The organism is Chryseobacterium polytrichastri, assembly GCF_900142445.1.
Lineage (GTDB): Bacteria > Bacteroidota > Bacteroidia > Flavobacteriales > Weeksellaceae > Chryseobacterium > Chryseobacterium polytrichastri.
This window is the reverse complement of record NZ_FRAV01000087.1, coordinates 1-2,057: the sequence shown is the minus strand read 5'-3', so window position 1 is coordinate 2,057 and position 2,057 is coordinate 1. Positions and strand designations below refer to the sequence as shown.

2 protein-coding genes are annotated in these 2,057 nt (G+C 34.4%); both read left to right on the top strand.

What is annotated here, in order from left to right:
- Positions 1–1,429: RHS repeat-associated core domain-containing protein (locus BUB80_RS23110; RefSeq protein ID WP_139262914.1), on the top strand; the 1,429-nt coding region annotated here is incomplete at its 5' end.
- The gene (locus BUB80_RS23105; protein WP_073298080.1) at positions 1,429–1,866 is read left to right on the top strand and encodes a hypothetical protein; all 438 of its coding nucleotides are present in this window, start codon (positions 1,429–1,431) and stop codon (positions 1,864–1,866) included. The genes BUB80_RS23110 and BUB80_RS23105, both read left to right, overlap by 1 nt.
- Positions 1,867–2,057: the final 191 nt, after the last annotated feature.

Genomic DNA, 2,057 nt, shown 5'->3' with positions numbered 1-2,057 from the left:
GGTCAACATGAAAGATAAAGGGATTCAGAGTATAGGTTATAATTATTTGAATTTAGCGGATTCTTATTCTATTACCCAAAAAGATCCATGGGGCACCAATACAAGTTTTAGATTAAATTATTTATATCGTGCAGATGGAGCTAAAGTTCGTAAAACCTATTCATCAGGTGGAGGAAGAGGTCAGTCTACTACCAATAAATATACCGATTATTTAGATGGTTTTCAATATAGCTTTAGTGAGACCGTCGCTCCTTGCCCTTGGTGCAGAACGAGTGTAGCGTATGAAGCAGAGGCTTTTAGAGATCCGGGTCTTTTTGATCCAATTCCCGGTACTCTGGATTGGCAATTAGATTTTGTTCCTACCTCAGAAGGATTTTACAGCTTTACGGAAAATCGTTATATTTACCAGTATAGAGACCACTTGGGAAATGCAAGAGTGAATTTTGCTAAAAATACAACAGGAGCTCTAGAGGTTACAGATACAAATAATTACTATGCCTTTGGAATGAATCATATTGGCGGTATGAAAAGCTTATTGGGAGGATATCAGAATTACAAATATAACGGTAAAGAGTTACAAGAAAGTGGTATGTACGATTATGGAGCGAGAATGTATATGCCGGATTTGGGAAGATGGGGTGTCGTTGATCCGTTGGCGGAACAAATGCGTAGTCATAGCCCTTATAATTATGCTTTTAACAATCCAATTCGATTTATAGATCCGGATGGTAGGTCTGCTGTTCCACCAGATGATTATGTAGATCCAACGGGGAGATACTTAGGGAGTGATGGAGCAACAACAAAAAATACTCGAATTATCTATAGATCAGATTGGAATAATATTACTTCTGAAAATGGGGGTTCTATATCAACAACAGCAACACAAGCCCTACAAGCAAGTAGTTCTATTGTTTCAGTTAATTCATTACAGATTAGTGCGGATGTCAACAATGCAAATAATGAAACAATTGCTGATCAAACAAAAGAAAGACAGTTGTATTTAGGACTTAAAGTAACAAGAGGGGATGTTCCAACAGCAGAAGTCACATCTGTTAGGGGTGCTGACGGAATAGATGGTCATGCAACATTTCTTAAAGGTGAAAGAATGGATCCCAACACAAGAGAGTTGCAAAGCTTAGTGATTGATACTTCTATGACATTATTAGGAGGAGCTCATACTCATAATTTAGCAACACGCCCTATAAAAAACATTCCAGGAACATCTGCAGATGATGTTGATGCAGCAGCAGGACATAACACTACGGTTTACTCAATAGATTCTTGGACTGGGAGCCAGAATGGTGGGAATGCTATACATAGAAGAACAAGTGAGGGGGTATCTACATTGAATGTAGGAACTACGACAAATCAAAATATTGGCCAAGCTGCACTGAACATTCATATTGATAAACAAAAACATAATAGATAATGAAAAATATAGTAATATTTACATTTTTAATTTTTCTCTTGAATAATTGCAATGCGCAAAAAACAAATTCTGAAATAGTATATTTTCTACCAAATAACGTTGAAAAAGAAATTACAAAGAAAATAGATTCCATAAATGATAAGTCATCAATATTTTTCACATTGGGAAATGATCAATTAGGCAATTTCGTAATTTATTTAAATACAAAAATGGAAAAAGAATATAATTTTTGGCTTCTCAATACTAATAGATGTTTGTATTTAAATAATAAATATTATCCAATTGTTTTAAAGAGCGATGAATTCTTTTCCTATCCTGAAAGTAGAAGCTCTGTAACAAAAAAAATAGAAAAAGGCGAACCTCTAAAAAAAGTAATTACTATAAGAGATAATACATTTCGTATAAAATTTAATCTTAATGGAAAAATTATCGAATAGTGGTAATGTACCAGACGTGTTGATATCTAATATTCAAGGGCATTAAAGACTAAATTTTCCATACCCTTGGATTCTCTCCCCCTGCTGGTGCGAGCGCAATGTCATTAAGTTAGGTGATTAACATTCTGATTGTCAAATGATTAATCCTTTGTTTGCGATTGTTTTTTTCGTATATTTAACAGTGAATCAAT